This window comes from Stutzerimonas stutzeri (assembly GCF_000590475.1).
GTDB lineage: Bacteria > Pseudomonadota > Gammaproteobacteria > Pseudomonadales > Pseudomonadaceae > Stutzerimonas > Stutzerimonas stutzeri_D.
Window position 1 is genome coordinate 1,866,283 of the sequence record NZ_CP007441.1, and the last position, 24,813, is coordinate 1,891,095.

A 24,813-nucleotide genomic window follows, 5' to 3' on the forward strand; every position below is an offset into this window, starting at 1 on the left:
GAGATAACGATGAGCACATCACAACGCAGTACGGATCGCGAATCGCTGATTCTGCGCGCCATCTGGATGCTGGTTTTCTTTTTTGTCTGGCAGGTGGCTGAACTGGTGCTGCTGGTTGTCGTGGCCGCGCAGCTGGTCCTGCGTGCGGTGAATGGCAATGCGAACGAGAGCCTGCTAGGGCTGGGCGACAGCCTCAGTCAGTACGTGGCGCAGATAGGCCGTTTCGGCACCTTCAACACGGATCGCAAGCCGTGGCCGATGTCCGACTGGCCTCAGCCGCGTCCGGCCGATATTGAAGTGACACCACCGGTGACGCCGACACCGTCAGCGCAGGAGCCGGAGGCATGAAAGTATGGCTGCTGCGTCACGGGGAGGCSGAGCCGAGAGCTCGGACCGATGCGGAGCGCAACCTGACAGCGGCCGGCCGGCTCGAAGTGAAGAGTGCTGCCGTCTACCTGCTGGATCAGCCGCTGCAGGTCATTCTCGTCAGCCCCTATCAACGGGCCCAGCAGACCGCAGAGATCGTCCGGCAAACGCTTGATTTCACCGGTCCGGTCGAGACGGTACCCTGGCTGACTCCCGAGTCGGATCCAAACGATGCGATGCTGTATCTCGACCGTCGCGCCGAGCAGCATCTGCTGCTTGTGACCCACCAGCCCTTCGTCGGCGTATTGGGCGGCTGGCTGATTAGTGGTCATCGCGACACGCCGCTGCCGATGGCGACTGCAAGCCTGGCCGAGCTGGACGGGGAGCATCTGGCGGCGGGGCTGATGCGCCTCGTCGGGTTGCGGCATCCGGGCTGACCGGCACATCGTTCAAAAAAACCAGAGTGCAGCGCAGCGTGCTGTTTACTAGAAAGTCACCTACATGGAGAGCGACACTTGAGCATCTGGCACCGGTTTCCCGAACTCGAACAACTCAACGCAAACAACCAGAACACCATCGCCGAACTACTCGATATTCGCTTCGAAGCCGTCGGTGACGATTCCCTTACTGCAAGCATGGTGGTCGATTCTCGCACTCACCAGCCTTATGGCTTGTTGCATGGTGGCGCTTCGGTGGTGCTCGCCGAAACCGTAGGATCGGTGGCCAGTTACCAGTGCATCGACCCGAGCCGATTCTATTGCGTTGGCCTCGAAGTGAACGCCAACCACATTCGAGCGTTGCGCAGCGGTCGCGTTACTGCGGTCTGTCGTCCGGTACACCTGGGGCGCTCCAGCCACGTCTGGGACATCCGGCTGAGTGGCGATGACGGCAAGCCCAGCTGCATTTCCCGCTTGACCGTCGCCGTGATGCCCCTGGGAGAAAACAGTCCGCGGCGTACAGAGGCGTCGTAGGCGCCTTGTTTGGCAGGACTGCCTTGGGTTCCGGCGCTCAGGCCGATTGTCGCGGGGTGGAGAGGGCCAGACAATGGTTGCCTTTCTCTCCCGCATCGAACCCATGACGCAACGCATCTTTTTCGCCCACGCCAACGGCTTTCCTTCGGCGACCTATCGCAAGCTATTCGACGCGCTGACGCCAGACTACGTCGTCACCCACCTCGACCAGCACGGCCACGATCCGCGTTTCCCCGTGGACGACAACTGGCAGAATCTGGTGCGCGAGCTCCTTGAGCAGCTCGCGGCCATTGAGGAGCCTGTCTGGGGCGTCGGGCACTCGCTGGGCGGAATGCTGCACTATCACGCAGCCTTGCAACGGCCGGAGCTTTATCGCGGCGTGGTAATGCTCGATTCGCCTATGACCACTTGGTTCGACCAGACACTGATTTGGGCGGCAAAGCGTTTCGGCTTCATCGATCGGCTTACGCCCGCTGGTCGTACCCTTGGCCGTCGCGAGGCGTTCAGTTGCACGGATGAAGCGCGGCAGTACTTTGCCAGCAAGGCGCTGTTCCGCGCATTCGATCCCGATTGCCTGAATGCCTACCTTGAGCATGGGCTGGAGCCAACCGCCCAAGGGCTGCGCTTGCGCTTCGATCCGGAAACCGAAATCCGGATCTACCGCAGCGTGCCGCATGTCACGCCTGGCTGGCCCCATGCCCTGAAGATTCCGCTCGCCGTGGTACGTGGCCGTCAGAGCAGGGTCGCGCTGCCTCATCACCTGTATCTGTTTCGACTGGTTGCGCACGGTGAAGCGCATACCTTGCCGGGTGGGCATATGTTTCCGCTCGAGCGTCCAGGTGACACGGCGATGCTGCTCAGACAATTATTCAGTCGCTGGAGCGAGCTGGACCGACGAGGTGCCGCATGAGTGTTGTATTCGAAGAGATCCGCTTGAGCCTGCCGCATATCGAAGTTGCGGCGCACCTTTACGGCCCAGAGGATGGTTGGCCGGTCATCGCGTTGCACGGCTGGCTGGACAACGCCGCCAGCTTCTCCCGGCTGGCACCGCTGCTGGAGGGCGTGCGTATCGTCGCGCTCGACCTACCTGGGCACGGTCATTCCGATCACCGTCCGATTGGCGCGGCCTACAACATCTGGGATTACGCCCACGATGTGCTGCAAGTGGCGGAGCAGTTCGGCTGGAAGCGTTTTTCTCTGCTGGGCCATTCGATGGGCGCCATCGTGTCGGTTCTGCTCGCCGGCGCCATGCCCGATCGCATTGAGCGTCTGGCGTTGATCGATGGGGTGATTCCCTATACCGGTGAAGCCGACACCGCGCCGCAAAAGCTTGGCGAGTCGTTGCAGGCGCTGCTCGCTGTCGACGACAAGCGCAAGCCGGTCTATGCCGAGTTTCAACAGGCCGTCGTGGCGCGCATGAAAGGCGTAGGCGCGGTCAGTCACGAAGCGGCCGAACGGCTAGCTCAACGAGGATTGATGCCGGTGCCTGGTGGTTACACCTGGCGCACCGATGCCCGCTTGATGCTGCCGTCCGCGATGCGCCTGACTCGTGCGCATGCGCTTGCATTTGTGGATCGGGTGGCTTGCCCTGCGAGTTTGATACTGGCGGAGCAGGGTTTGATGACCCAGCCGGCCATGCTCGAACTGACCGAGACTTTGCCGTTCATGCGGCATCGGTTGCCCGGAGGGCATCATTTGCACCTGGATGACCAAGCGGGGGCGGAAGCGGTGGCGGCTGTTTTCAACCCGTTCTTCGCGGCTTGAACCCGGCCGGCAGCGCGGTTGCGCAAGAATCTGTCGCAAAGCCTCGCTTGACTTGCTTTTGCCAACTGGTGAGGCTGGGCTACCGCCTCAACAGGAAATACCTCAATGATCCACCGCCATACCGCCGCCACGCCTAACGGTAAGACTGTTCGGCCGAGGGCGATCCGTTGAGTGTGCAAGGTGTATGGATAGCCATGCTGGCCGTGCTCGCTCACGCGGCGAGCGCTGCCGATCTGCCGGGTAGCCGGGACTTCGATTCGATTGGGCGATACCCGCAGGCACAAATAGTGGCGTTCAAGGAGCAGCAAGTACTGGAGCGAACCTATCCACTGGACTCGATTCGACGCATCAGCGGTCGACTGCGAATGAGCGACCAGATCAGTGCAAGCGGCCAGCTGACAACCGTCACCTATCAATTACCCGAGGTCCATACCGGTATCGAAGCATTCGAGCGGGCGCGCAATCGGCTGCTAGAGGACGGTGCTGAACTGCTGTTCTGGTGCGAGGGCCGCGAGTGCGGATCGAGCAGCCTCTGGGCCAACGATATATTCCAACGCTCGACGCTCTACGGTCCTGATGCCAGGCAGGCCTACCTGCTGGCGCGTCTGCCAGGTGATTCCGATCGTCTTATGGCGCTCTACGGCGTCACGCGAGGCAATGGCCGCCCTTATCTGCAGGTGGAGCAGTTCACGCCCGACGAGGCGCTGGGTGTCATTTTGCCGAATCCGGCCACGCTGTTACGTCAGTTGAAGAGCACTGGCGAACTCTGGTTGCCTAGGTTGCCGCAAGAGCCCACCGCCGAATGGGGCGCGCTGCTGGCGAATGTTCTGCGGCTCGACAGCACCATGCGGGTGGCGCTGGCTGGTAAGGGTGCCGAGGGCTGGCAAGAAGCGCTGACGCAGGAGCGGATCAAGGCGCGACGCCTGGATGTCGAGAGAACTGACGAGGACGGTCTGCGTATCAAACTGTTGCGTTGAGAACAGGTTTCAGAATGCAATTGCGCTCCCCTGATACGCTCCCCTGAAGCGCACCGCGTTTCCCATAGGTACCCTGATGCTTAACAACGATCGTTTACTGGTGCAGATTCTGCTCCTGGTGCTGCTCGGTGCCTGTTTGTGGGTACTGGCGCCGTTTGCCTCCGCGTTGTTCTGGGCGGCGGTACTGGCGTTTGCCAGTTGGCCGGTCATGCGCGTGCTGACACGCTGGTTGAAGGGTAATTCCACGCTTGCCGCTACCCTGCTGACGTTCGGCTGGATGGTATCGGTAGCGGTGCCGCTGGTGTGGCTGGGGTTCAACATTGCCGATCAGATCCGCGAGGTCAACTTACTGGTGCACAGCTTGCAGATGCAGGGGCTGCCGGAACCACCGGCATGGCTGGGCGAGGTGCCGTTGGTAGGTGACCGGCTGTTGACGCTCTGGGGGACCATTGACGAGCAGGGCACGGCCTTCTTCGCAACCATTCGCCCTTATGTCGGCCAAGTCGGTAACTGGTTGCTGGTGCGCAGCGCGCGATTCGGGGGAGGGATGTTGGAATTGGCCCTCAGTCTGGTGCTGGTGTTCTTCTTCTATCGTGACGGCCCGAAGCTGGCGGCCTTCGTTCACAGTTTGCTGCATCGACTGATTGGCGAGCGCGCGGATCACTACCTGGAGCTGGTAGCCGGTACCGTACAGCGTGTCGTGAACGGTGTAATCGGTACGGCCGCTGCGCAAGGGATTCTGGCGTATGTGGGGTTCAGCATCGCCGGAATACCGGGTGCGCTCATCCTCGGCGTGCTGACGTTCGCGTTCAGCTTTCTGATGGTCCCGCCGCTGGTCTGGGGGCCAGCGGTGGCCTGGCTTGCCTGGCAGGGTCAGTATGGAATGGCAGTGTTTCTTGGCGTCTGGGGCATGTTCATCATCAGCGGCGTGGACAACGTTTTGAAACCCTATCTGATCAGCCGCGGTGGCAACCTGCCATTGGTGGTCGTATTGCTAGGCGTGTTCGGCGGCGTGTTGGCGTTCGGCTTTATGGGGCTGTTTCTCGGACCGACGCTCCTGGCAGTCGCCTACAGCCTGCTGGGTGACTGGCTGATCAAGGAAGTGCCTGAAGTCGCCGCGCCGAAAGAACTGCCGGTCGGCCTCGATCGAACAGCTTCTCGGTGATATGGGGTGGCTACGACTAGAGCTGTTCTTCCTCGTACTTGTCGAGCGTATCGCGGGCGATGATCTGGCCCAGCTTGATCAATTCGGGCGCCTTGTAGAACTCGTAGAACCGGCAGGCGCGTTTGGGAATGTTGACCAGCACGTTCGGTGGGTAACCGGCGATCTTGTATTGCGTCAGTGAGGATTGCATTACCTCGAAGCTCTGGTTGATCAGCTCCAGTAGGGAGGCTGGACCGCCGACATCCACCACCATCGACCCCTCTGCCGATTTCGGTGCACTTTGCCCTGCAGGGGCCGCCGGTGGCTGACCCGCTCCAACCTCGTCAGGACCTTGAAGTTCAGCGATGTGTTCTTCCAGTCCTTTACTGCGCCAGAACGGAATGTGCGAGCTGATCGAGCTGACCATGGCATCGAAGCGGCCAGGGCGAATCACTTCCGGCAAGGGGTATTGCCGATGGTTATTAGCGTTGAGGTTTACCGCGATAATGATGTCGCTGTGGCTGGAGACCACCGGGACGATCGGCAGGGGGTTGAGAATCCCGCCGTCAACCAGCATCCGGTTGCCCTGCATGACCGGCGTGAATAGGCTCGGAATGGCCGCGGACGCACGCATCGCCAGTTCCAGATTACCTTCCTGAAACCATATTTCCTGCTGATTGGTGAGGTCGGCCGCGACGGCGGTAAAGGGGATCGGCAAGTCCTCGATGTTGATCGACCCGAGCATGTCACGGATACGGCCGAAGATCTTCTCGCCGCGTATCGCCCCGAGACTGAAGCTCGGGTCGACCAGGCGCAGCATGTCGAAGTAATCCAGGCTCTCGATCCAGTCCCGGTACTCGCCCAGCTTGCCCGCAGCGTAAATTCCGCCGACCACTGCGCCCATCGAACAGCCCGCGATGCAATTGATCTCGTAGCCGCGGGCCGTGAGTTCTTCGATAACCCCGATGTGCGCATAACCGCGTGCACCACCCGAGCCCAAAACCAGTGCAACCTTGTTGCCCATGCGATTCTCCCTTTGGCAGGGGCGATAGCTTCAAGCCTAGAGGGCGCGGCTTCAAGCCCTGCTGATGTATATGTTCGAGCCCAACCAGGCTCCATGGGGTTCTCTTGCGACGGTGTTGACTTGTGAATGGCCAGCGCAATGCAGGGGCCGCCAGGCACCGGCCTTCTTGCTACAATCGGCGCCCGATTTGTCAGTGTCACGAGCCCTATCCCGATGAGCGAACCCATCCGCCTCACTCAATACAGCCACGGTGCCGGCTGCGGTTGCAAGATTTCGCCCAAGGTGCTGGACGTGATCCTCGCCGGCAGTGGCGCGCAGAATCTCGATCCGCGGCTGTGGGTCGGCAACGCCTCGCGTGATGATGCCGCCGTCTACGGTATCGACGAAGAGCGCGGCGTGGTCTCGACCACCGATTTCTTCATGCCCATCGTCGATGATCCTTTCGACTTCGGACGCATCGCCGCCACCAATGCCATCAGCGATATCTACGCCATGGGCGGCGATCCGCTGATGGCTATTGCGATTCTCGGCTGGCCGGTCAATCTGCTGCCGCCGGAAGTGGCTCGTGAAGTGATTGCCGGCGGGCGCGCTGTCTGTGATGCGGCGGGCATTCCGCTGGCTGGGGGGCACTCGATCGATGCCCCTGAACCTATCTTCGGCCTGGCTGTGACCGGCCTGGTAAATAAAACGCAGATGAAACGAAACGACACGGCCTCGGTGGGCTGCAAGCTCTACCTGACCAAGCCGCTGGGCATCGGGATTCTCACCACTGCAGAGAAAAAGGCCAAGCTGCGGCCCGAAGATGTCGGCCGAGCGCGTGACTGGATGTGCACGCTGAACACGCCCGGCAGCCGTTTCGGCAAGCTTGCTGGCGTCCGCGCCATGACCGATGTCACCGGCTTCGGCCTGCTCGGGCATCTGGTGGAAATGGCGGATGGTAGCGGTGTGACAGCGCGCATCGACTACGCCCGGGTCCCGCGCCTCGAGGGCGTCGAGTATTACCTGGATCAGGGCTGCGTGCCCGGCGGCACCGGGCGCAACTTCGACAGCTATGGCGAACGTATCGCCGCGCTGGATGAGGTGCACAAACAATTGCTGTGCGACCCGCAAACCAGTGGCGGGTTGCTGGTGGCGGTGGCACCCGAAGGTGAGGCGGAATTTCTCGCGGTGGCGACTGAGCTCGGTCTGGCGCTTGAGCCGATCGGCGAGCTGGTCGAAGCCGGTGCCTTTGCTGTCGAGGTTCGTTGATGCGCGGCGATACCGACAATTACCGCGAGCTGTTCCTCAACGATGTGCCGATGATGGATGCCCGTGCGCCGGTGGAGTTCGCCAAGGGTGCGTTCCCTGGCGTGGTCAATCTGCCGCTTATGAACGATCTGGAGCGGCAGAAGGTCGGCACCTGTTACAAGCAGCACGGTCAGCAGGCGGCAATCGAGCTTGGCCATCGATTGGTTAGTGGGCAGATCAAGGCTGAGCGAATCCAGGCCTGGACTGACTTCGCCCGGCACAACCCGCAGGGTTATATTTATTGCTTTCGCGGTGGGCTGCGTTCGCAGTTGGTCCAGCAATGGCTGAAGACTGAGGCGGGGATCAACTATCCGCGCGTGACCGGCGGGTACAAAGCAATGCGTCATTTCCTGCTGGAAGCCATCGAACATGCGGCTGCCCATGATGATTTCGTGCTTGTCGGCGGCATGACCGGCACCGGCAAAACCGAAGTGCTGGCGCGTCTGGATGACGGTGTTGACCTTGAAGGCATCGCCAATCATCGGGGCTCAAGTTTCGGTAAACGTGCCACACCGCAACCGGTGCAGATCGATTTCGAGAATGCACTGGCGATTCGTTTGCTGAAGATGCAGCACGCCGGCGCGCGGCAGTTCGTGCTTGAGGACGAAGCGCGGTTGGTCGGGCGTTGCTCGATCCCGCTGCCGCTGTTCCAAGGTATGCAGCGCTATCCGTTGGTATGGCTGGAGGACAGCTTCGAAGGCCGGGTCGATCGAATCCTCAAGGACTATGTGATCGATCTCTGTGCCGAGTTCATTGCCGAGCAGGGCGAGGACGGATTCATAGCATTCGCCGAGCGTTTGCAGCAAAGTCTGGTCAATATCAGCAAGCGGCTCGGTGGCGAATGCTTTGCACGTCTGGCCGCGATCATGGATCAAGCGCTTGCCGAGCAGGCCAGTACTGGCGCAGTCGAGCTGCACCGCGGATGGATCGAGACGTTGTTGAAGCAGTATTACGATCCGATGTACGCCTATCAGCGAGAGAGCAAAGCGTCCCGTATCGAGTTCGCTGGAGAGCAGGACGCCGTAGTCGAATTCCTGCGCGAACGTGCGGCAGGCAAGCAAAAATGAGCAGGACTCGAAAATGAGGGATGTATCGATGAAAAGTCTGATCTGTTTATCCGTGCTGGCATTAGCCCTGACCGGCTGCGCCGCAAAAACCGCCTATCGCGACAGCTGCGCGTCTCAACTCAATGCGGCGTGGGAAGAGCAGAGCCTTGCCGAAGCGGAGGGTTTCGCCGGTACCGTGAGTTACTCCAAGGCAATGGCTTTGCTGACGGGCGCTAAAACCCAGCAGCAATTCGAGGCTTATCAGGGCTGTGTCGAAAAGGCCAAGAAGGCCCGCTTCTACCTACGCGAATCGCGCGCAGGTCGCTGACACATCTCCAGGTGGCGCCTTTGACGGGTGCCACCGCCTTGTTCGCTCGAGCCGAGCGTGCCGATCGGTTCAATAGGAAATCTTCATGCAACTCGACTTCTGCGCACTGACGCCGGCCGAGCGCTATCGCTGGCTCACGTCGACTGTTACGCCACGCCCGATTGCTTGGGTGTCGACCCGCTCCAGGGAAGGCGTCAGCAACCTCGCCCCCTTCAGTTTCTTTCAGGTCATCAGCAGCGAGCCGCCAACACTGCTGATCAACGTTGGCCTGAAGGAGGGTATGCCGAAGGATACTGCGCGAAATGCGCAGGATACCGGCGAGCTGGTGGTCCAACTGGTGGGTGCCGAGCAGGCCGAAGCGATGAATGCATCCGCTGCCGCATTACCCCATGGAATCAGCGAATTCGAGCATTGTGGCATTGCCAGCGAATCAGCCAAGCTAGTCAACGTATCCCGGGTGCGCGAGGCACCGATTGCCTTCGAGTGTCGGGTCGCGCGGATCCTGCCGTATCCGGCGGAGTCACCCAACTGTCATTTGATATTCGCTGAGGTTCTGCTGGCGCATATCGATGACGGCGTGCTCGATGAGCGTGGTCGCATCGACCCGGCTAAGCTCGATCTGGTCGGTCGGCTCGGAGGTGTCAGCTATACCTACACGCGCGAGCGCTTCGAGATGCTCCGGCCGTAGCGAGTGCGTGTTGTCCGGGCATTTGATGGCCGGCGATGAATTCATAGACCAAACTGCGTCAATCCTTTTGGTACTGCCGCACCGCCAGTCGCTGACCGAGGCGTACGGTGGGGGACGCTGGCTGAATGGTGCAAATGCGCGACCGTCCAGGCCACCGAGGGTAAAACCGAGCACGCGCCGAGTCACAACTTCGTCAACAAAGATTTCCGCCGGCTTTGCCTGCGCGCTCCGGGTCAGTAGCATCGTGGGACGAACCGAAGGAGAGTGGTATGCGCGCTAGATTGGATGTCTGTCTGCGGGCGGTAAACGATGTACTGCTCGGCAAGCAATCACAGGTGCGATTAGCCATGGCCTGTCTGCTGGCGAGAGGGCACCTGCTGATCGAGGATCTGCCCGGCATGGGCAAGACCACTCTCAGTCATGCCCTCGCCAAGGTGATGGGGCTGGAGTTCCAGCGGATCCAGTTCACATCGGATCTTCTACCGGGCGATATCCTCGGCACGTCGGTGTTCGATAAGGACAGCGGTCAGTTCGCTTTCCATCCAGGGCCCATCTTCGCCGAGCTGATTCTGGCGGACGAAATCAACCGCGCTACTCCAAAAAGCCAGAGCGCCCTGCTCGAAGCCATGGAAGAAGGGCAGGTGACGATCGAGGGCGCTACGCGGCCGCTGCCCGATCCCTTTTTCGTTGTCGCCACGCAGAATCCGGTCAGCTCTGGCGGTACGTTTTCGCTACCCGAATCGCAGCTCGATCGCTTCCTCATGCGGTTGTCGCTGGGTTATCCGGCGAAAGCCGCCGAAAAGGCTCTGCTGATGGGTGGTCCTCGCCGCGATCTGCTTGTGCGACTGGAACCTTTGCTCGACCGCGCCACGCTGGCGGAAATTCAGGATGCGGTGGCGCAGGTTCGGGTAAGCGACGCATTGGTCGACTATGTGCTGCGATTGGTCGAGGCGACCCGCACGCAGCCTCAGTTCGCCTGGGGACTGTCGCCGCGAGGCAGTCTCGCGCTGCTGGCCGCGGCGCGCGCCTGGGCGTTTCTCGATGGCCGCGATTACGCCATACCCGAAGACGTACAGGCGGTGCTGCCTTCGGTGGTCGGCCATCGTCTGCGCGAGCGTGCCGATGCCACCGGTCATGGGGGTGGCGCGCTGGTGCAATGGCTGTTACGCGAAGTGCCAGCGCTCTGATTCAAGACCTGCCGAGGGGATCAGCGTGCGACTGCTGCCGCGATTACGTGAACGCTGGCTGTTGAAGCGTATTCCGCCGGGCCCGAGCATGCGGCTCGACCAGCGACGGATATTCATTATGCCAACGCCGGTGGGCATGACCTTTCTGCTGGCCTTGTTATTGATGCTGGTTGCGGCGATCAACTACCAGAACAGCCTCGCCTACGCGCTGACGTTCCTGCTCGGCTCGATATATCTGATCGCGATTCTTCATACCTGGCGCAATCTCGCCGGCCTGACGCTACAGGCGGGCAGCTCGCATGCGGTTTTCCTCGGAGAGCAGGCGCGTCTACAGGTACGACTGGAAAGTCGTGGACGCCTTTATCAGGCGGTCGCCTTGGGCTGGCCAAAAAGCGGCTTTCAGGTAGTCGACGTGCCGGCAGGCGGAACCTGCGAGGTGGATCTGAGTCTGCCGACCGAAAATCGGGGTTGGTTACGGCCGGGGCGTTTACGTGTCGAGAGCCGCTTTCCGCTGGGCATTCTGGTGGCCTGGAGCTGGGTGGATCTGGAACTGGCCGCCCTGGTGTATCCAAGGCCTGTGGAGGGCGAGTTGCCGACGGCCAGCGGGCCAACTGACGAGGAGCGCGAGGGCGCCTGCGCATCAGGGCCCGGTATCGACGACTATCAGGGTTTGAAACCTTGGCAGCCGGGTGATTCACGGCGCCGTCTCAACTGGAAAGCCTATTCCCGTGGGCAGGGGCTGCTGGTCAAGGATTTTTCCGCGCTGCTTGGGCAGGAGCCGCTGCTCGACCTGGATGCGCTCGAAGGTGACATCGAGTCGCGACTGTCCGTGCTATGCCATTGGGTCGTCGAACTGTCTGCGCGTCAGCAGCCCTTCGCCCTGCAGGTCGGCGCGACACCTATCGGTCCGGATTCCGGGGTCGATCACCGCAACCGCTGCCTGCGCGAGTTGGCGGTGTTCGGCCGGGAGCGGGAGAGCGGCCGATGAGCACCCAGCAGACGATTCCGCGCAACGGCCTGATCTGGTTGCTGGTCGCGCAGGTACTGGTGATCCTGCCGCATCTGAATCACCTACCGCTATGGATCATCGGCCTCTGGCTGGCTTGCGCCACTTGGCGCGTGCAGATTTTCCGCATGCGCGCCCGCTATCCGCGAAGTTGGGTGAAGGTGTTGATGATGATTGGCGCCGGCGGTGGCGTGTTCCTTTCGCGCGGCAGCCTGATCGGACTCGATGCCGGCGTCGTGCTGCTGATCGCCGCGTTCATTCTGAAACTGGTGGAGATGCGCAGCCGACGCGACGCTTGGGTGCTGATCCTTCTCGGTTTCTTTGCCGTAACCACCAGCTATCTGTTCAATGACAGCCTGCCGGCCGGTCTCTACAGCTTACTGCCGGTCACCGTTTTGCTGGCCGCGATGATTGGCCTGCAGCAAAGCAGCACCGATACACACCCCTGGCCTACGTTGCGTTTGGCGGGCTCACTGCTGTTGCAGGCCGTGCCGCTGATGCTCGTGCTCTTCGTACTATTTCCAAGGATGGGGCCGCTTTGGTCATTGCCGCAGCCCCGGGATCGCGGAGTGACGGGTCTTTCCGACAGCATGTCACCGGGCGATATCGCGCAGTTGAGCCGGTCCGCCGGGCTGGCCTTCAGGGCGAGCTTCGAAGGTCTTATCCCCGAGCGGGATCAGCTCTACTGGCGGGCTGTCACGTTCGAACGTTTCGATGGTCGGCGCTGGTCGCAATCGCTTGCTGCACAGATTCCAGGGGCGCCGGACTGGATCCCCGGAACCAGCGTGGTGAGCTACTCGGTGGTCATGCAGCCCAGTGGCCGTCCATGGCTGTATGCGCTGGATGTGGCACAGGTGGATGCGGGGGACGTGCGGCTGATGCCCGATTTCCATTTGCAGCGCTCGCGTCCGATCGACCAGGCGTTGCTCTATCAGGTTACCTCGTGGCCCGACTCGCGGCGCGAACCGGCGGCTAGCGATGCCACGCTGGAGCGCGCACTGCAGTTGCCAGCACAAGGCAATCCGCGCAGCCGCGCCTGGGCTGAACAGTTGCGCCGCGATCATTCGGACCCGGCGGCGCTGGTGCAGGCACTCCTTCAGCATTTCAATCGACAGCCGTATCGATACACGCTGAAGCCTTCAGCGGTGGGGGCCGATATTGTCGATGGCTTTCTGTTCGATACGCTGAACGGCTTCTGCATTCACTACGCCGGCGCGATGACGTTTGTCTTGCGAGCCGCCAGCATTCCGGCCCGGGTCGTGGCGGGCTATCAGGGCGGTGAGATCAATCCGACGGGCAATTACCTGTCGGTTCGTCAGCTGGACGCCCACGCCTGGGTCGAGTACTGGAGTGCGGGGCGCGGCTGGATCTCGATCGATCCCACCTTTCAGGTCGCGCCGGAACGCATCGAGCTGGGCCTTGAGGACGCGCTGTCCGACGAGGAGACGTTGTTGGATGATTCTCCGCTGGCGCTGCGGCGCTACCGTGACATTGGCTGGCTGAATCAGCTGCGCTTCGGCTGGGACAATCTCAACTACGGTTGGCAACGATGGGTGCTGGGCTACGGTGGCGAGCGTCAGCTGGACATGCTGAAAGGACTGTTCGGCAAGCTTGACGCCGGTAAGCTCGGGTTGCTGACCGTTGCTGCGGCTGTGCTGTTGATGGCGATCCTGGCGTCGCTGCTGCTTAAGCCCTGGCGCCGCGAGCATGATCCACAGCTGCGCCTGTTCCAAAAGTTCGAACGTCTCCTCGCTCGGCACGGTATCGAGCGGGAGGTGGGCGAGGGCGCCCGCGATTTTGCCGAGCGCGCGTCAGCATTGGTACCCACTGTCGCCGAACTGATTCAGGATTTCGCACGGCTCTACGAGATGACGCGTTATGCTGGCCAGCCCGCGAGCAGAAGCGAAATGCAAGCTTCGCTAGCCAGACTGCGTCGCCAGCTGCCTTGGCGCTCCGGTACTGGCAGAAAGCGGAAAACTGAACCCGACGAGCGATAGCTGGGTGCGATGGTGGCCTATCACCAAACCCCAGTTGCACGCCGTTGGCCGCACGTCGGCGATAAGATAGTGACCGATAAAAACAATCCGAGGTGGGCATGACCCTTTTCGAACTATTGCGAGCCGTGCGCGACAATCCCTCGAACATCGTCGTGCCTGCCACCTGGGGCCAGGGGCGTGCGGGGTTCGGCGGTGTGGTTGCAGCACTGGTCTACGAAGCCATGCAGGCGCAGGTGCCGGATGGCCGTCCAGTGCGCTCGCTGGCCATCACCTTTGTCGGCCCGTTGATGGTTGATACTCCGGTCAGCTTCGAGGCTGAGGTATTGCGCGAGGGCAAGGCGGTCAGTCAGGTGCTCGGGCGTGCGGTGCAGAATGGCCAGGTAGTAACCATTGTCCAGGGCAGTTTCGGTGCGGCCCGCGCTTCGGCGATCCGGGTGCCTGCGGAGCCGGCTCCGCCGATGCCGCCCGTGGACGAATGTCAGGAATTGCCTTATATCCCCGGTGTCGCGCCGGAGTTCACTCGCTATCTAGCGATGCGCTGGGGAGTCGGTGGGTTGCCGTTCTCGGGCAATACTTCGCGCGAAATGGGCGGATGGGTGCGCTTACGCGGCGAGGTCGAACGCGAACCAGTGACGGTGTCGCATCTGCTGGCACTGGTGGATGCCTGGCCGCCAGCCGTACTGTCGCATCTGAAGGGATTCGCGCCTGGCAGTTCGTTGACCTGGACCATCGAATTCATCCAGCCCACACCGTCGCTCGATACTCACGACTGGTGCCAGTACCGCGCGGTGATCGAACATGCTCAAGATGGTTATGGCCATTGCGCAGCAGCGCTCTGGAGCCCTGTGGGCGAGCTGGTGGCTTTGAGTCGCCAGACGGTAACGGTATTTGGCTGACCTAAGATCTGACCGGAATCGGCCTCGGCTCTAAGCGGTTCAGAGCTTCAGCTGCTGGTCTGCCGACGCGAGACCTGGTCTCGCGCCGGCAGTGGCGGCTCATAGTTTGAATTGCTGAATCGCTTTGCTCAGCTCTTTGGAGAGTGCCGCCAACTCGGCGCTGGTGGCGGCGGACACAGCGGTCTGCTCAACGGTTTGTTCGGTAACGTCGCGGATGCCGGTCACCGAGCGATTCAGCTCTTCGGCTACGCCGCTCTGCTGCTCGGCGGCGTCCGCGATCTGGGTGTTGCTCTCGCGCATCTGCGCAACCGCTGCGGTGATCGCCTCCAATGCCAATCCCGCCTCGCGGGCTTCGCTCACGCAGTCGTCGGCCTTCAGCGAGCTCTCCTGCATGAACTCCACCGCGTCGCGCGTCATGGCTTGTAGTCCGGAAATCATCTGGGTGATCTCGTCAGTCGACAGCTGAACGCGTTTGGCCAGATTGCGTACCTCGTCCGCTACCACGGCGAAGCCGCGGCCCATCTCGCCAGCGCGGGCCGCCTCGATGGCGGCATTCAGCGCAAGCAGGTTGGTCTGCTCGGCAATGCTGTGAATGACGCTGACGACACCGCTGATCTTCTGGCTGTCTGCGGCAAGCTGGCCGATCGTTTCGGCTGTCTGCTGCACCCCTTGCGACAGGCTGGAAATGGACCGTTCAACGCGAGCCACAACGCTGTGGCCATCACCGGCGAGGCGGTCGGCATGCTGTGACTGATCGCGGGTTTCCCGCGCATGATCGGCGATGTGATAGACGGTCGTGCTCATTTCGTTGATCGCCGTGGCGGCCTGATCGGTTTCACTCTTTTGCCCGAGCATGCCCCTGCGTACCTCGCTCATGCTGGAGGCCAGGCGGCCAGCGCCTTCGTCCAGACGTGCCGCCGCTTGCGTTACGGTGCCGACGATGCGCTGGTAGCCGGCCTGCATGGCATTGAAAGCTCCGGCCATTTGTCCGACTTCGTCACGGCTGTCCAGCGGCACGCGTACGGTGAGATCACCGCTGCGCTCCACATGCAGCATGACGTCTTTCAGGGTGTTGAGATGGCTGAGCAGGAATCGGATCATCACCTGCGAAGCCGCAAGTAGCGCCAGCATCAGGACCGCGACGGCCAGTGCGTAGCTGAAAAAATGCTGCATCAGCAGTTGCCAGACGCTAGGCGTACGAGCCAGAACGGCAATGTTGTCGCCGCTCGAACGGGTGATTCGCTGCGCGCCGACAACCGGTGTGGTAGCGAAAAAACGGTCATGATCGATTGCGATCCAACCCTGGCCCGGCGCGATGTTTTGACCTTCGATGACCAGCCGCTGACCGGCAGGAGCCGTCAGCAGATAGGGATGTCGGGGAAATGCACTTCCTTCCGGCCAATGCTGCATCACGCTGGCCAGCTCCTGGGCGGTGGCTTGCGCATCCTGGCTGCGAAACCGCTGTTCCAGTTGTAGGGCGAACAACACCAGCAGCAATGTGGTAACGAAGGTCACCATGTTCAGCGCCCAGAACTTGTACTTCAGAGAAAGATCACGAATCCAGAGAACCATGAGTGCGCTTCTTTATGAATGGCTGAGAGGCATCGGTGCGCTTTAAGCGACCCGTCCTCTTAGCGGCAGAACGACGGTAGGCTTTAGCACTGTTCCCGTTGAATCAGCGGATCGATGCCGAAGAACTGTTGAGCGCAGGCGGTGGAGGTCGCAGCCAGTTCGTCATCGCCCACGCCGCGATGGCGAGCCACCTCGCGCAAGACTTCCGGGAGAAAAGCGGGCTCGTTCTGGCCGCCTTTGGGTTTGGGGCGCAGTGTTCGCGGTAACAGGTAGGGTGCATCGCTTTCGAGCATCAGTCGCGAGGCGGGAATCTCGCGAACCAATGGATGCAGGTGCGTGCCGCGGCGCTCGTCGCAGATCCAGCCGGTGATGCCGATGTGCAGGTCGAGATCGAGATAGGCGTAGAGGGCGCGCTTCTCTCCGGTAAAGCAGTGGACGACCGCGGCGCTGAGCCGATCGCGGAAAGGGCGGAGGATGTCCGCCAGACGCTGATCGGCGTCGCGCTCGTGCAGAAATACCGGAAGGCCGGTTTCCACTGCCAGTTGCAGGTGTTCTTCAAGCACCCGCTCCTGTTGCGCACGTGGGGAGAGGTCCCGATTGAAATCCAGGCCACATTCGCCTACTGCCCGCACCTCGGGTTCGGCGAGCAAATCCTTCAATTGAATGGCAGTTTCTGATGTCCACTGGCTGGCATCATGCGGATGGACGCCCGCTGTGCAGAACAACCGTTGTCGGCTTTCATCCAATTCACGGCAAAGCGTTAATGCTGCTTCGCTTTCGGTCAGGCTGGTGCCGGTCAGTACCAACTGCGTGACGCCCGCCGCATGGGCGCGAGCCAAAACGGCGCGCGGGTCTCGGGCGAAGGTCGGGTGTGTCAGGTTGACGCCGATGTCAATTAGCTGCACGAATTACCTCGTGTATAAGAAAAATAATATAAATATTTATATCAAGTACTTAGCATTGCTATCTCATGTTGATTGGCAAGCTCCGCTGGCAGCAGAACCGCGGCTATGAGAATCTTCGCCGCCCTGCGGCAGGATGGCCGCTCTACAGACTGTCCCGTTCGAGTCGATACGCTGTAAATGAACCGACTAATGCGCTTGCTGTTGTGCCTGCTGGTGTTTGCACCTTGGCCGGCCGCTGCCCGCGTGATGGGGCCTCAGGCGTGGCAGTCGGTGGATACGGTACGCGATCTGGCTGAGATTCGCCGCAGTGGCGTGTTGCGCGTGCTGGTCAATCAGAGCCGCAACAGCTCGGGCGAAGTCAAGGGTGAAGCCATCGGCGTGGAGTATGTGCGTCTGCGTGCGTTCGAGCAGTTTCTTAATCGCGGTTCGAAGGGGCCCGCGATCACCCTGGAAGTTATACCTAAGGCCAAGGACCAGCTGCTCGGCGCACTGCAGAGAGGCGAGGGTGATCTGGTCGCGCCCGGAGAGCGTTTGGAGTCAGGATCAACGCGTCGGGTGAGCCAAAGCCGGGCCGTTGTTGATAACGTCCCCATGGTTTTGGTCAGCCGCCAGGGCGGCCTTCGCTACAAAAACTTCGAACAGCTATCGGGACGCAGTCTGGCGTTGGCTGCTGGCAGCGCCGCCGGGCCGGAGCTGGAAGCGCTCAATCAACGGTTGATGCAAGCCGGGCGTGCGCCGATTGCAGTCGAGTGGGTCGATCCAACGCTCGCGGTCGAGGACGTGCTGGAAATGGTGCAGGCCGGTATCTATTCCGCCACCGTCGTCGAGCTACCCATTGCGGAACGATGGGCGAAGGTGCTGCCCAAATTACGCATCGAACGGGATCTCGCGCTGGGCAAGCGCGCCGACATGCATTGGTTTCTGCGAACGGACGCAAGCATGTTGCGCGCCAGCGTCGATCGCTTCCTCCGAGGCTACAGTGCGCCGGATAACCAGGACGCCGCGTTCGTTCGGGTCTATCGGCGCCTTTACCGGGTGCAGTATCCGCTTGATCGGGTCGGCCGGCAGCGCTTGGAGAAGGTACGGCCGACGCTGCAGCGGCATGCTCAGCAGCAGGACATCGATTGGCTCAACCTAGCCGCGCTGGCGTTCAAGGAGTCGACGCTCAACCCGGCGGCCCGTGGCGCTTCCGGTGCCACCGGGCTCATGCAAGTGACGCCGGCTACTGCCCGCAGCATGGGCGTCAAAGATGTCGGCACGCTCGATAACAATGTGCAGGCCAGTGCGAAATATCTGGCGAACATCCGGCAAAAGTTTTTCGCCAGCTCCAGGCTGAACGAGCGCGAACGCATGGCGTTCGTCCTGGCGGCGTACAACATGGGGCCGCAGCGGGTCCAGAGCATGCGTGCCGAGGCGCGGCGCCGAGGGCTCAATCCTGACCAGTGGTTTTTTCAGGTCGAGCGCGTTGCCATGGAAACCATGGGCATGGGCGTAGTCAGCTATGTCAATGCAGTGAACAAGTACTACCTGACCTACACGCGGGAGCGTTACCTGCTCGAAGGCGGTCCGCAAAGCGCTGCCAAATGAGCATCTAGCTTTGCTTGATGACGAGTAGCTGTTCGGCCGCCTCCAGGCGTTGACGCTCGTTTTCGTCGAATCGTTCAGCGGCCAATCGGGCGACCGCGGCGCGCTTATCCGCTTCGCCAAGTCCTCGGCTGCTTTCGATGCGGCTCTTTTCTTGTTGATAGGAGGAGAGTCGCCTTTGCCATTCCTGCCTTTTGAGATCGAGCCGTTCCAGGCGTGCGGTGGCGGCGTTGCCAACCAGTTGCTGACGCAGCCGATGCAGCTCCCCGGACGTGGCTCCGCTGGCTTGCAGTACGCGTGTCTGCTCGCGTAGTTCGGACTGCAATTGTATGACCATCGCGTCCTGCAGTTCGGGCGGCAGGCTGCCTTGCAGCCTGTCGATTGCGGCTCCCTTGGCGGCGGCATCAAGGGTTGAGTCGCGACGAATCGCCAGTCTTTCCAGCGTGAAGCTGTCGGCCGCTTCGTCGAGTGCAAAAAACGCCTGATGGACCTCATCGTCGAATATTCGGGAGCGCAGCTGGCGAACCGCTTGCAGCCGCTCGCGCATGGCGTTCATATCGGCTTGCTGCGCATGATCCTGTTCCAGTAGCAGCAGCTGACGTTTGTAATCCAAATATTGGGCCAATAGCTGCAGCGCTTGACTTTCTCCCGGCTGGGGAAGCTGCGCTTCGATGTAGTGGCGCAGACGAGTGACGCTGGCCTCTAGGGGTTCTTCGCCAATCGAGGCCAGGAAATAGTCGAAGACGCGACGGACGTCGTTCTCGATGATCAACCTGCCGGAGGCGTCCGTCCGCAGTTGGCCATCGACCTGGGTGCCTGCGAACGAAGGCGGTAAGCGCCGGATCGTTACGACCGGCGAAGGACGCGGAACCGGTGAGCGGACCGATGTCTGGGTTGGAACCGGCGATGGGGCGCGTACGGGCGCAACGCGCTGCGCCTGGTCCGGCTGTGTCTCGACCGGGTCGTGCCAATCGATCGCGACGCCGAGGGTCACGGTTATGGCCAGCAGGAGCAGGAGGGCGATTACTTTCATCGAGACGCCTCGTCTTCGGGGCCGGGGCCAATCGGCCCCGGCGAGTCTCAAAGGCCTGCGTTCTTCAGGCGGTTGGCATGCTGGCGGTAGACAGTCAACGGATCGGTTTCGAACAGGCTGGTCAGCCCGAGAACCTGATTGACCTCGTCCAGGTGATTCATGCGGTAGTTGTCGCGGATAACCATGCCCAAGTGCGAGCTGCAGCGTCCGACCAACCCATCATTCGCTTCGTCGAAGGCGAGCGAGCCAGCGCCCAGCATGGCGTCACTGACGTCCAGCGGGTTGGTGAGCGGGCTGGTGCCGCTCCAGGAGTAGTAGCTGACGCCGCCCACCTTGTGCGCGCCTTCGCCGCATGCAGAGGTCGGAAGCCCCTGTGGGTACCTGGCGTTGAATCGTGCGGCGCCTTCACTGTTGAGCGACTCGAGTGACCCGAGCGAGTTCTGAGGTGCGGTACTCGGGCTGCCGGAAAGAAAATGAATCAACGCGCCCATGCCATTGACCAGACCGGCAATGATGGCCTCGCCGCCGGATCCCTCGGGAACCTTGCGAAGCAGATCCGCGACGTCCGAGCCTTTGTGCGGGGCGCCAACGCTGGTGACCGAGGCAACCAGGTCGGGACGCACGGCGGCGACGTAGCGCACGGTCGGGCCGCCGTGGCTGTGGCCGATCAGATTCACCTTAGATTTTCCGCTGATAGCGACGATTTCCTCGACCTGGTCCAGCAGTTCTTCCCCTCGCAGCTCCGAAGTGTTGAGCTGGCTAACTTCGGTCACGTAGACCTGCGCACCGTCACGCTGCAGCGCGCGTGGGATGCCGTACCAGTAGTCGAGGCCGAGCAAGCTGTCGAAGCCGAGCATGCCGTGGGTAAGGACAATCGGGTAACGCGTTTGGGTGTAGCCGCTCGAGCCGAACAGGCCGGCATGTACCTGGCTGGTGGCGGCCAAGGCGGTTCCGAGGCATAGAGCGATCAAGGTCTTCTTGTTATTCATGAAAGCACTCATCAATGGGTGAATTGGGCATTGGGCAATCCCTCGCCGTTCACCGCGCGTTGCGCGTACTGCTGCCGAACAAGCGCAGCAATCGTGCCAATCCCGCCTCAGATGGCGGGCGTCCGCTCTGGTATCGACTGTCTAGACCGGTTGATAGCAACTGGCTGCTAGCGCCGTATCGTCTTGCTTGTTACCAGGCGGAACGCTTTGATGGGTAAGAAAGTTATATTAACGAGCGATATCCGCTTAATCGGCGAAATTTACGTAAGATACCGACTAATTAGTCATATTAGAACTTGCTGGTCATGGGTAGTTGATTGCGACGATGTACCAAAGCTTGGCGCCGGTGGGCGTCTGAACTTGCACCTCGGCGTCGAGCGGCTTGCCTACCAGGGCTCTGGCCAGCGGCGAATCAATGCTGATCAAGCCCTGCCGGAGGTCCAGCTCATCCGGGCCGACGATGCGATAGCGGGCCTGTTCGCCGTCCTCGTCTTCAACCGTTACCCAGGCGCCGAAGTACACCTTGCCCGGATCGCTCGGTTTTTCGCTGACGACCTTGAGCTTCTCCAGACGCTTGGTGAGAAAACGCACCCGGCTGTCTATCTCCCGCAACATCTTCTTGCCATAGGTGTATTCGGCGTTTTCCGAACGATCACCTTGCGCGGCCGCTTCGCTGACCGACTGGGTGACCTGCGGGCGCCTTACGTGCCAAAGCTCATGGAGTTCGGCGCGCAGCCGCGCTTCGCCCTCGGGGGTGATCAGAGGCGTACCGGCAGGGCGGGGAGGACGATAGCGGCTCATGATGGCTCCGAGTCAGGCAGGAAAGTCGCACATTCTAGAAGCACTCATCGCTCTCCGCTGGCTCAGTTTTCCCGGAGCACATCGAGCGGACTGGCATTGAGCGCGCGGCGGGTGCCGACCACGCCGGCCGCCCCGACCAGCAGAGCGCCAATCAGTGGCAGCCACAGCAGCCAGGGATGCGGATGCCAGCGTAGATCGAACACGAAGTGATAGAGCAGTGCGCTGACCAGCTCGCAGCCAAGGGCCGCGAGCAACCCGCTGGCAGCGCCGAGCACGCCGAACTCGGCACGTCTGGCCTTGAGCAACAGGCTGCGCTCGGCGCCCAATGCCCGCAGCAGGGCTCCCTGACGGATGCGCTCGTCGAGCGTTGCCTGAAGCCCCGCGAGCAGAACGGCCAAACCTGCTGCCAGGACGAACATCAACACGTATTCCACCGCCAGCGAGACCTGCGCAAGGATGCTGCGCAGCTGGCTGAGCAAGGCCTCGACCTGCAGTATCGTGGCGGAGGGAAAGTCCCGGGCCAGTTGCACCAGCTCGCGGTCCTTTCCGCTGGGCAAGTGGAAGCTGGTCATGTAGGTGGTCGGCACGTCCTGCAGCGTGTCGGGTTCGAAGATCATGTAGAAATTCGGTTGGAAGCTGTCCCAGTTCACCTCACGCAGGCTTGTCACAATGACGTCGCGAGTCAGCCCTCCGACAGTAAAGCTGAGCCGATCACCCAGCCCGACCTGAAGACTTTCGGCCAACTCGGCTTCCACCGATACGCCGGGTAGATCGCCGCGCTCGCCATCCCACCAGTGGCCAGCGGTCAGCTGGTTGTCGGAAGGCAGATTGCGTGCCCAGGTCAGGCTCAAGTCCCGGCGAATCGCCCGTTCACCCTGGCTGTCCTTGCTGACCAACTGGCGCACCGGCTCCCCGTTGATAGCCACCAGCCGGCCCGGAACCACGGGATACAGCGGCGCAGCGTGATCCGACAGCGCTTCGATACGGTCGGCGAACGCATCCCGATCCGTCGGCAGAATATTCAGCACGAAATGGTTGGGGGCGTCGTCCGGGAGCTGGTTTTGCCAGGTGTCGAGCAGTTCGCCGCGCAACAGGGCGATCAACGCCATGGCAAGCAGTATCAGGCCAAAGGCCAACGCTTGACCGGCTGCCGCCAACGGGTGACGGAGCAGCTGTCCGAGGCCAAGACGCCATGTCAGCGAGGCGCCCGACAATGCGCGACGTAATCCCTGCAATGCCAGTAACAGCAGTCCGCCAAGCAGGACGGTGGCGAGCAGGCCGCCGCCCAGTAGCGCAAGGGTGATCTTCAAGTCCAGGCTCAGGCGCCACATGATCAGGCCAAGGGCGATCACCGCTGCGCCGTACACCAGCCAAGAGCTCGGCGGGACGGGAAGGATGTCGCGGCGCAGCACCCGTAACGGCGGCACGCGCCCCAACGCCGCCAGTGGCGGCAAGGCGAACCCGGCCAGAGCGACCAGTCCTGTCGCAATGCCTGTCAACGCGGGCCAAAGAGTGGCGGGCGGTACTTCGCTGACCACCAGCTCGCGCAGCAGGAAAAACAATCCATGCTGCGCGGCCCAGCCCAGCAAGGCGCCTACCGCGCTGGCGGCCACGCCTAGATAGCCGAGCTGCAAGGTATAGAGCACCAGCGCTTCGCGTCTTGACAGCCCCAGGCAGCGCAGCAGGGCGCTGGCATCGAAGCGGCGTGCGGCGAAACGCGCTGCCGAGAGCGCCACGGCGACACCTGCCAGTAACACGGCCGCCAGGCTCGCCAGGTTCAGGTAGCGTTCGGCGCGCCCCAATGCGCCGCCAATCTGACGATTGCCATCCTTGGCCGTCTCGATACGCTGATGCGCCTGCAATTCCGGTTTGACCGCTTCTTCGTATGCGCGCAACTGCTCCGCCGGGCCACGCCAGAGCTCGCGATAGCGCACGCGGCTGCCAGGCTGCACGACGCCGGTGGCTGCGAGGTCGTCGAGATGCATCAGGACATGTGGCGTCAGGCTGTAGAAATCGCCGACCCGATCGGGTTCGTACGTCAGCACACGCGTCAGTTTGAGCTGCTTGTTGCCGACTTCGATATGGTCGCCGATCTGCAGGTCGAGGGCGGCGAACAGGCGTGCTTCGGCCCAGGCTTCGCCGGGCTGTGGGCCGGATCCGGGTTGTTCCGGTTGATAGGGCGCGGCTGCGCTGCGCAATTCTCCGCGCAACGGATAGGCGTCGTCGGCTGCCTTGACGCTGGTTAGCTGCAGATTGTCATCGGTGGCGACGACGCTGGAGAATTCCACCACCCGGGCATGGTCGAGCTGAAGCCGACTGCCCGCTTCGACCTGTTCGGGCTCGGCGGGTGCGCTGCCGCGCAACACGAGGTCGGCGCCGAGGAATTCGGTGGCGCGCAGCAACATGGCATCGTTCAGACGGGCACCGAAGTAGCCGATGGCGGTGCTTGCCGCGACGGCGATCAACAGCGCGAGGAAAAGCACACGCAGCTCGCCGGCGCGTGCATCCCGCATTAGCTGACGCAGTGCGAGCACAGCCAGTCGGCTGGTAGGCACGCGCTTCATCGAATCTGCTCGTCGCGAAGCTGGCGCCCACCTTCCAGCCGTAGCAGATGCTGGCAGCGCTTCGCCAGGCGTTCGTCATGAGTAACCAGCACCAGGGTGGTGCCGCGTTCACGGTTCAGCTCGAAGAGCAATTCGGTGATATTCGCACCCGTGTGGCTATCGAGGTTTCCGGTTGGCTCGTCGGCGAACAGCACCTCGGGCTCGGCGGCGAATGCGCGGGCCACCGCTACGCGCTGTTGTTCGCCGCCGGATAGCTGCCTGGGATAGTGATGCAAACGAGCACCCAGGCCGACGCGCCCGAGCAGCTCGGTGGCTTTCGCTTGAGCATCGCGGCGGCCGTGCAGTTCGAGAGGCAGCATGACGTTCTCCAAGGCGTTTAGGCTGTCGAGCAGCTGGAACGATTGAAAAACGAAGCCGACATGCTCGGCGCGCACCCGGGCGCGCTGATCTTCGTCCAGTTCTCCGAGCGGATGGCCAGCCAAGTGCACTTCGCCCGAGCTGGGCAGATCCAGTCCGGCCAGCAGACCGAGCAGGGTCGACTTGCCGGATCCGGAAGTCCCGATGATCGCCAGGCTTTCTCCCTTGCTCAGGCTCAGGGACACATCGTCGAGTATCGCCAGCTCGCCTTCCGCGCTGGGTACCGCTTTGCTAAGGTTCCGGGCAGAGAGAATGCTGGCGCTCATG

General features: G+C 61.8%; 24 protein-coding genes. 16 read left to right on the forward strand and 8 right to left on the reverse strand.

Translation table 11 applies throughout. From position 1 onward, the window contains the following. Window positions 1-9 precede the first annotated feature (9 nt). The 7 genes from CH92_RS08720 (at window position 10) to CH92_RS08750 (ending at window position 5,243) form a co-directional block, all read left to right on the forward strand. Entirely contained in the window at window positions 10-348 is a 339-nt protein-coding gene (locus CH92_RS08720; protein ID WP_025241392.1) for a DUF4389 domain-containing protein, read from the forward strand. Then, a complete protein-coding gene (sixA, locus tag CH92_RS08725) occupies window positions 345-803 on the forward strand; it encodes a phosphohistidine phosphatase SixA (protein ID WP_025241393.1) in 459 nt (152 codons plus the stop codon). Before CH92_RS08720 ends, sixA begins: the two co-directional genes overlap by 4 nt. Before the next feature lie 78 nt (window positions 804-881). After that, window positions 882-1,337 carry a hotdog fold thioesterase gene (locus CH92_RS08730; RefSeq protein ID WP_025241394.1) on the forward strand — a complete coding sequence of 152 codons (456 nt, stop codon included), beginning with the start codon at window positions 882-884 and terminating at the stop codon, window positions 1,335-1,337. Window positions 1,338-1,440: 103 nt separating this feature from the next. Beyond that, window positions 1,441-2,247, forward strand: a complete 807-nt coding sequence (locus tag CH92_RS08735; RefSeq protein WP_025241395.1) for an alpha/beta fold hydrolase — start codon at window positions 1,441-1,443, stop codon at window positions 2,245-2,247. Then, on the forward strand, window positions 2,244-3,101 hold the full coding sequence (locus tag CH92_RS08740) for an alpha/beta hydrolase (RefSeq protein WP_025241396.1): 858 nt from the start codon (window positions 2,244-2,246) through the stop codon (window positions 3,099-3,101). The genes CH92_RS08735 and CH92_RS08740 overlap by 4 nt, the downstream gene beginning before the upstream one ends. Before the next feature lie 173 nt (window positions 3,102-3,274). Beyond that, a complete protein-coding gene (locus tag CH92_RS08745) occupies window positions 3,275-4,078 on the forward strand; it encodes a DUF4892 domain-containing protein (RefSeq protein ID WP_025241397.1) in 804 nt (267 codons plus the stop codon). Between the two features lie 76 nt (window positions 4,079-4,154). After that, window positions 4,155-5,243: an AI-2E family transporter gene (locus CH92_RS08750; protein WP_025241398.1), complete on the forward strand. Its 1,089-nt coding sequence runs from the start codon at window positions 4,155-4,157 to the stop codon at window positions 5,241-5,243. A 16-nt stretch (window positions 5,244-5,259) separates the two neighbouring features. Here CH92_RS08750 and CH92_RS08755 read toward each other — a convergent pair whose 3' ends face one another. Then, the gene (locus CH92_RS08755; RefSeq protein WP_025241399.1) at window positions 5,260-6,246 is read right to left on the reverse strand and encodes a patatin-like phospholipase family protein; all 987 of its coding nucleotides are present in this window, start codon (window positions 6,244-6,246) and stop codon (window positions 5,260-5,262) included. Between the two features lie 213 nt (window positions 6,247-6,459). Here CH92_RS08755 and selD point away from each other — a divergent pair, with 213 nt between their 5' ends. The 8 genes from selD (at window position 6,460) to CH92_RS08795 (ending at window position 14,681) form a co-directional block, all read left to right on the forward strand. Beyond that, a complete protein-coding gene (gene selD, locus CH92_RS08760; RefSeq protein WP_025241400.1) occupies window positions 6,460-7,494 on the forward strand; it encodes a selenide, water dikinase SelD in 1,035 nt (344 codons plus the stop codon). Then, the gene (mnmH, locus tag CH92_RS08765; protein WP_025241401.1) at window positions 7,494-8,600 is read left to right on the forward strand and encodes a tRNA 2-selenouridine(34) synthase MnmH; all 1,107 of its coding nucleotides are present in this window, start codon (window positions 7,494-7,496) and stop codon (window positions 8,598-8,600) included. The genes selD and mnmH overlap by 1 nt, the downstream gene beginning before the upstream one ends. Before the next feature lie 28 nt (window positions 8,601-8,628). Further along, entirely contained in the window at window positions 8,629-8,907 is a 279-nt protein-coding gene (locus CH92_RS08770; RefSeq protein WP_021207846.1) for a hypothetical protein, read from the forward strand. An 85-nt stretch (window positions 8,908-8,992) separates the two neighbouring features. Beyond that, complete coding sequence (locus CH92_RS08775) at window positions 8,993-9,595, forward strand: flavin reductase family protein (protein ID WP_025241402.1); 603 nt, start codon at window positions 8,993-8,995, stop codon at window positions 9,593-9,595. A 269-nt stretch (window positions 9,596-9,864) separates the two neighbouring features. After that, window positions 9,865-10,782 (forward strand): AAA family ATPase, encoded by a 918-nt coding sequence (locus CH92_RS08780; protein ID WP_025241403.1) that lies wholly within the window; start codon window positions 9,865-9,867, stop codon window positions 10,780-10,782. Window positions 10,783-10,807: 25 nt separating this feature from the next. Further along, window positions 10,808-11,770 carry a DUF58 domain-containing protein gene (locus CH92_RS08785; RefSeq protein ID WP_025241404.1) on the forward strand — a complete coding sequence of 321 codons (963 nt, stop codon included), beginning with the start codon at window positions 10,808-10,810 and terminating at the stop codon, window positions 11,768-11,770. Then, window positions 11,767-13,785, forward strand: coding sequence for a transglutaminase TgpA family protein (locus tag CH92_RS08790; RefSeq protein ID WP_025241405.1), 2,019 nt, complete (start codon window positions 11,767-11,769; stop codon window positions 13,783-13,785). Before CH92_RS08785 ends, CH92_RS08790 begins: the two co-directional genes overlap by 4 nt. Before the next feature lie 98 nt (window positions 13,786-13,883). Continuing rightward, window positions 13,884-14,681 (forward strand): acyl-CoA thioesterase, encoded by a 798-nt coding sequence (locus tag CH92_RS08795; protein WP_025241406.1) that lies wholly within the window; start codon window positions 13,884-13,886, stop codon window positions 14,679-14,681. Between the two features lie 99 nt (window positions 14,682-14,780). Here CH92_RS08795 and CH92_RS08800 read toward each other — a convergent pair whose 3' ends face one another. Continuing rightward, window positions 14,781-16,253, reverse strand: coding sequence for a methyl-accepting chemotaxis protein (locus CH92_RS08800; RefSeq protein ID WP_025241407.1), 1,473 nt, complete (start codon window positions 16,251-16,253; stop codon window positions 14,781-14,783). A gap of 83 nt (window positions 16,254-16,336) precedes the next feature. Beyond that, complete coding sequence (locus CH92_RS08805) at window positions 16,337-17,158, reverse strand: TatD family hydrolase (RefSeq protein WP_025241408.1); 822 nt, start codon at window positions 17,156-17,158, stop codon at window positions 16,337-16,339. A 177-nt stretch (window positions 17,159-17,335) separates the two neighbouring features. Between CH92_RS08805 and CH92_RS08810 the strand changes: the two genes are divergently transcribed. Further along, the gene (locus CH92_RS08810; RefSeq protein ID WP_025241409.1) at window positions 17,336-18,745 is read left to right on the forward strand and encodes a transglycosylase SLT domain-containing protein; all 1,410 of its coding nucleotides are present in this window, start codon (window positions 17,336-17,338) and stop codon (window positions 18,743-18,745) included. A gap of 4 nt (window positions 18,746-18,749) precedes the next feature. Here CH92_RS08810 and CH92_RS08815 read toward each other — a convergent pair whose 3' ends face one another. The 5 genes from CH92_RS08815 to CH92_RS08835 form a co-directional block, all read right to left on the reverse strand. Then, window positions 18,750-19,775: a lipase secretion chaperone gene (locus CH92_RS08815; RefSeq protein ID WP_025241410.1), complete on the reverse strand. Its 1,026-nt coding sequence runs from the start codon at window positions 19,773-19,775 to the stop codon at window positions 18,750-18,752. 47 nt (window positions 19,776-19,822) lie between these two features. After that, window positions 19,823-20,764, reverse strand: a complete 942-nt coding sequence (locus CH92_RS08820; RefSeq protein ID WP_025241411.1) for a triacylglycerol lipase — start codon at window positions 20,762-20,764, stop codon at window positions 19,823-19,825. Window positions 20,765-21,067: 303 nt separating this feature from the next. Continuing rightward, window positions 21,068-21,565 (reverse strand): transcription elongation factor GreB, encoded by a 498-nt coding sequence (greB, locus tag CH92_RS08825; protein ID WP_025241413.1) that lies wholly within the window; start codon window positions 21,563-21,565, stop codon window positions 21,068-21,070. Between the two features lie 62 nt (window positions 21,566-21,627). Then, on the reverse strand, window positions 21,628-24,129 hold the full coding sequence (locus CH92_RS08830) for an ABC transporter permease (RefSeq protein ID WP_025241414.1): 2,502 nt from the start codon (window positions 24,127-24,129) through the stop codon (window positions 21,628-21,630). Continuing rightward, on the reverse strand, window positions 24,126-24,812 hold the full coding sequence (locus tag CH92_RS08835) for an ABC transporter ATP-binding protein (protein ID WP_025241415.1): 687 nt from the start codon (window positions 24,810-24,812) through the stop codon (window positions 24,126-24,128). Before CH92_RS08835 ends, CH92_RS08830 begins: the two co-directional genes overlap by 4 nt. Window position 24,813 lies beyond the last annotated feature (1 nt).

Coding starts and splice junctions, on each gene's coding strand:
- CH92_RS08800 (WP_025241407.1), bottom strand. CDS start 16,253: ATGGTTCTCTGGATTCGTGATCTTTCTCTGAAGTACAAGTTCTGGGCG.
- CH92_RS08830 (WP_025241414.1), bottom strand. CDS start 24,129: ATGAAGCGCGTGCCTACCAGCCGACTGGCTGTGCTCGCACTGCGTCAG.
- CH92_RS08820 (WP_025241411.1), bottom strand. CDS start 20,764: ATGAATAACAAGAAGACCTTGATCGCTCTATGCCTCGGAACCGCCTTG.
- CH92_RS08755 (WP_025241399.1), bottom strand. CDS start 6,246: ATGGGCAACAAGGTTGCACTGGTTTTGGGCTCGGGTGGTGCACGCGGT.
- selD (WP_025241400.1), top strand. CDS start 6,460: ATGAGCGAACCCATCCGCCTCACTCAATACAGCCACGGTGCCGGCTGC.
- mnmH (WP_025241401.1), top strand. CDS start 7,494: ATGCGCGGCGATACCGACAATTACCGCGAGCTGTTCCTCAACGATGTG.
- CH92_RS08835 (WP_025241415.1), bottom strand. CDS start 24,812: ATGAGCGCCAGCATTCTCTCTGCCCGGAACCTTAGCAAAGCGGTACCC.
- CH92_RS08815 (WP_025241410.1), bottom strand. CDS start 19,775: ATGAAAGTAATCGCCCTCCTGCTCCTGCTGGCCATAACCGTGACCCTC.
- CH92_RS08810 (WP_025241409.1), top strand. CDS start 17,336: ATGAACCGACTAATGCGCTTGCTGTTGTGCCTGCTGGTGTTTGCACCT.
- CH92_RS08795 (WP_025241406.1), top strand. CDS start 13,884: ATGACCCTTTTCGAACTATTGCGAGCCGTGCGCGACAATCCCTCGAAC.
- CH92_RS08735 (WP_025241395.1), top strand. CDS start 1,441: ATGACGCAACGCATCTTTTTCGCCCACGCCAACGGCTTTCCTTCGGCG.
- CH92_RS08790 (WP_025241405.1), top strand. CDS start 11,767: ATGAGCACCCAGCAGACGATTCCGCGCAACGGCCTGATCTGGTTGCTG.
- CH92_RS08780 (WP_025241403.1), top strand. CDS start 9,865: ATGCGCGCTAGATTGGATGTCTGTCTGCGGGCGGTAAACGATGTACTG.
- CH92_RS08740 (WP_025241396.1), top strand. CDS start 2,244: ATGAGTGTTGTATTCGAAGAGATCCGCTTGAGCCTGCCGCATATCGAA.
- CH92_RS08750 (WP_025241398.1), top strand. CDS start 4,155: ATGCTTAACAACGATCGTTTACTGGTGCAGATTCTGCTCCTGGTGCTG.
- CH92_RS08775 (WP_025241402.1), top strand. CDS start 8,993: ATGCAACTCGACTTCTGCGCACTGACGCCGGCCGAGCGCTATCGCTGG.
- CH92_RS08720 (WP_025241392.1), top strand. CDS start 10: ATGAGCACATCACAACGCAGTACGGATCGCGAATCGCTGATTCTGCGC.
- CH92_RS08770 (WP_021207846.1), top strand. CDS start 8,629: ATGAAAAGTCTGATCTGTTTATCCGTGCTGGCATTAGCCCTGACCGGC.
- greB (WP_025241413.1), bottom strand. CDS start 21,565: ATGAGCCGCTATCGTCCTCCCCGCCCTGCCGGTACGCCTCTGATCACC.